The sequence below is a fragment of the Aliterella sp. E5.1 genome (genome assembly GCF_057473825.1).
In genome coordinates this window covers 1-4,352 of record NZ_JBYCCV010000177.1, presented here as the reverse complement: position 1 = coordinate 4,352, position 4,352 = coordinate 1, and the positions used below count along the sequence as shown (strand labels likewise).

3 protein-coding genes and 1 pseudogene are annotated in these 4,352 nt (G+C 41.0%); 1 reads left to right on the top strand and 3 read right to left on the bottom strand.

The annotated features are described in order from the left end of the window. Positions 1-501 (bottom strand): IS630 family transposase (locus AC2VE5_RS24355; protein ID WP_486890204.1); only part of this gene is annotated, 501 nt, incomplete at its 3' end. Further along, positions 501-1,007, bottom strand: coding sequence for a helix-turn-helix domain-containing protein (locus AC2VE5_RS24350; protein ID WP_486890203.1), 507 nt, complete (start codon positions 1,005-1,007; stop codon positions 501-503). The genes AC2VE5_RS24355 and AC2VE5_RS24350, both read right to left, overlap by 1 nt. Before the next feature lie 185 nt (positions 1,008-1,192). On the opposite strand from AC2VE5_RS24350, the gene AC2VE5_RS24345 reads away from it, so the two are divergent. After that, positions 1,193-2,521 carry an IS701 family transposase gene (locus tag AC2VE5_RS24345; RefSeq protein ID WP_486890202.1) on the top strand — a complete coding sequence of 443 codons (1,329 nt, stop codon included), beginning with the start codon at positions 1,193-1,195 and terminating at the stop codon, positions 2,519-2,521. Positions 2,522-2,772: 251 nt separating this feature from the next. On the opposite strand, the pseudogene AC2VE5_RS24340 reads toward AC2VE5_RS24345, so the two are convergent. After that, positions 2,773-4,132 (bottom strand): annotated as a pseudogene (locus tag AC2VE5_RS24340) (IS701 family transposase). Between the last annotated feature and the right edge of the window lie 220 nt (positions 4,133-4,352).

Genomic DNA, 4,352 nt, shown 5'->3' with positions numbered 1-4,352 from the left:
AGAAAGTTCAAGTAAGCCTTGGCAAAGTACATCTTCTACTTGTTCAAGGGAGGAAAAGGCTTGATTATAAAAGTTGTTTTCTCGAATATCTTCCCAGATATGTTCAACAGGCATTAACTCTGGACTATAGGCCGGCTGAAAAATTAACCGGATATTTTCTGGAACCTTTAAGCAGTGGGAGCGATGCCAAGCAGCTCGATCCAATTGTAAAATGACAAAATAATCGGCAAACTCCTGAGAAACTTGCGCTAAAAATAGATTCATCATTTTAGTATTAGCGTAGGGTAAAACTAAGCAGGTCATTAGACCTAATTGGGGTGCGACGGCGGCATAAGCATAAATATATTGTCGGACTTGCTGCTGGGGTACAATGGGGCGTATACCGCTTGGACACCAACAAGCCTTGACTTCTCCTATGCGACCAAACCGGCCTTCATCCCCTGCCATTAAGACCACAGGTCTAGTATCGGAGGGGTTTCTAGTTTGATTTAGCTGCGCTATTAGTTCGGGAAAGTTTTTTTAAACGAATCTATAGCCCCAGGCTCTTTTTTGGGATGAGAAGCTCTAGGAACAATCTTGCGCCATTGATGCCGTTCTAGAAGCCGATAAATTGTTGTCTTATGTACCCTCAAGCCACATTTTTGTTCATAGGCAAGTTTAATTTGGATTGCTGTTGCTATCTGACCACGACGGGCTTTTTCTTTAAAGGAATCTATCAGTTGCTTTTCCGAGTCCCAACTTAAATAGCAGTTCCGCCTACCCCCTTTCCCTGGACTGGATAATCCGATTTCTCCGGTGCGATTATATTGCTGAATTACTTTTCTGACAAAACCTTGGGATACCCCCAGATGTAAGGCAATCTCTGCGGAGGTTCTAGGGTCTGCTAGTGCATTGTATATCACCAGCCATTTTTGTTTTTCCCAATGGGATGACGCTAACTTTACTTTCTGCTTGACTGTCTCTAGGTCTAGATGAGGACAGGCTTGGGTTACTTGACTCCTATACATTTATCTTTGCCAAAGTTTTCTTTATTTAATACTCTACTACCTCTGACCACAACTTAGTATTAGAGATGTCAAATGGGTTCTATACATTAACGTATTTTTGTTGGTTAAATAACCCTCTTTTGTCAGTTTCCGGGTATTATAAATAAAAGAATAAAAAAATAAAACCCTGAAAGGTAAGTAAGGCAATGGACAACGAATTACAAATCTTGAAACATTTAGCAAGAGATGCTCACCCAACAGTTGCCATCATAGACTCGTATTGTGCAGAGTACAGAGAACTGTTCAAAGAAGTAAGAAACTATGAATGCTTCAAATACTTACACTTGGGAATAACGTCACCAATAAAAAGAAAATCATTACCAGAAATAGCTAAAGTAGTAAGTATAAATTCTGCGCAATCATTACATCATTTTATAGCGAATTGCGATTGGTCAGTAGAGGAATTAAAAAAGCGAAGATTAAATAAACTCAAGAAAGCACTAAATGGAAAGGCAATTACCGTAGTAATAGATGAAACTGGAGACAGAAAAAAAGGTAAGAAGACTGATTATGTAGCCCGGCAATATTTGGGAAGTGTAGGGAAGGTTGATAGAGGAATAGTTTCCGTCAATGCCTATGGAGTTTATGCCAATATAACGTTTCCTTTAACAGTGAAAATATTTAAGCCCAAGGGAACGCTAAAAGCCGAAGATAAATACAAAACTAAAATAGAATTAGCATCAGAGATAATTACAGAATTAATTGAATTAGGCTTGAATATTGAATTAGTACTAGCAGATAGTTTTTATGGTGAAAGTAGCCAATTCATTCAAAAACTATCTGAGTATCAATTAGCTTATGTCGTAGCAATTAAAACTAATCATGGAGTCTGGTTGCCAGCTAGTCAGAGCATTAGGGCGAACAAGTGGTATAAATTCACGAGAACATTTAGCAACCAAAAATCAGAAATCAGATACATAAGGGAAGTAGTTTATGGAAAAAAAAGAGCGATAACATACTGGGAAATAACTACTGACCCAGAAACCATGCAGGATTATTCTACTTCGTTCATCATGACGAATCTTCAAGGGAAATTGAAAAAGACTTTAGGGGATCTATATGGACTGAGAACATGGGTAGAATATGGCTTCCGGCAGTGTAAACAGGAATTGGGTTGGACAGATTATCGCTTTACTCATTTTAAGGATATTGAAAGGTGGTGGGAGATTATTTTTTGTGCTTATACAATGATTAGTTTAAGTTCTCCAGCTTTTTTATCTATACATGAATCTCATCAAATTCAAACTGAGAATCAAGAAAGTAATTCTGTAGATTTTTCTAATCATCAACAATGGAATCATGAAAGCGGATGGAAGAATGTTCTAAATAATGTGCGATTAGTTGTCCAACCACTCTTATCGTTTTGGTTGGTTTATCCTTGGTTAGATATTTTTCCCAATTCCAACTTATTGCTTGGATCTAATCATCTAATCAGTGCAATGAATCAGTTCCTTCCCTTTTATTCTTCTGGATGAAATGCTTTATTTACTACTTTTTAATTTCGGAAACTGACAAAAGAGGGATAATGTGGCACTCGGCACCAATAAACGCAGCTATGCAAGATAGACTCAAGAAGCAGGGTAAGCAATAAGCGAAGCGGTCGCCTCGCTTATTGCTTAAAGAGTGTTAAACAGTGGCAAAGTCAGCGCTAGTGAGGGTGTTAGATTGTACGCCGTTAATAATTGCCAGCAACTCATCGCTACTGCTATTAGCTCGACTTTAGCCATTAAGCAGCATAGCAGAGTAAGTCAAACCAAGATTTGAAGAATGTTCGCGGGACATTTACAGTGTCAGTCTCTCGATTAGATAGTTGAAAAAGTCGAAACTGCCATAGCTGTTGACGCACCATAGCTAAGGCATCAGCAAAGGTTGGGAACGATTTATGGTACCAAGCTGTGTTGGGTAAATCAAAAGGATGCTGAGTCTGCACTTGATTAGCTAGCATCACTACAATGGAGAATAAGGCTAATAAAGCAGGAGTAGTCCGCAAAATTGCTAAGTTTGACCATTGGCGTTGTGTTTCCACTCCTAGATGTGAGCGGACTTCCTCAAAAGTCACCTCCACTTGCCACCGTTGCCGAAACCATTGCAAAATTTCCATCGGTTGAGCCGATAAATCTGTACACAGAAGGGCTTGGGGTTCAAACTTATTTTTAGGGTCTTTGATCACAACCCAACGGATAGGCAGTGCAGGTAGCCCGGTATGATACCACACGGCTGTGTGTGAGGAGATTTGTAGGGTATAATCTCCATGACCATACCAATCCTTGACGACTACGGTTTGCCAAGGTGTGTAAGGGTTTTCAATCAGCGCTTTAAGAGTAGAGAGCCGCTTACCGACCTGTGCGTGGACGGCCCATTTGCTTAGGTTGACGGGGTGGGGCTGGTTGATAGAGTGCAGCATCTAAGCGCAAACGAGTCACCATATGCAATGGAGACTTCATTTGGGACAAACTAAACAACAATTCCAGCGCTGCAAAACTGCTATCTGCTACAACCACAAGCTGACGATGAGGCAACCAGCGTCGTACTTGCAATAGCATCTGCCGTGCCCAATCGGTCAAACATTTGTGGCGACGACCACGCTGCTGGTCATATCGCTCGGACGGTGCTAATACAGTCAGAAATGGCAGTGCCCAGACACGTCCAGCCCAAGGAATATCAACTAACATCATTAAACTCAACCAACGCAATCCACTTGCTTTGACAAAGTGCCCATGACTGGAACGCACGGGGTCACGATAGATGCCTTTAGCCGCAATCTTTTTCCCTCGTCTTCGTTCTATTGTGTCGTCTAACCCTAAGACAATCACACCGCTAGCAGCGAAGACTGTTATTAGTTGTACCAGCAAGATTTGACTCGCTTTACGGCTTGACCAAACTGCACGAGAGAGAACCCGATGGTAGTTGATGAAATGCCTTGACTCTGATAGTCCCATCACCCGTATTGCCGCAGTAACTGTTCGTTGCATTGGACTCAGAATTGCTCCAACTAGCAGCACTTGAGCATGATGCCAAACTCGATTTGAGAATAACTGACAATATGGCTCAATTAACGTTTCAAAGATTTTTGGTATAGTGTACACAAGAATTTTCTGGGGTAAGGATGTGTTAACTCAAAGCATTCTTACCCTATTCCTTTTTTGGGACTACTTCTCCTCAAATGGCTAAAGTCGAGATTAGGGCGTATCTGCAAAGTCTGGATGTAGCGTAATGAGCTATTTTAACCAGATAAGAATCGCCGCAATCATCAGCATTGCTAGGTAGTTTTCGGCTCGTTTTTCATAACGAGTAGCTACCCGACGA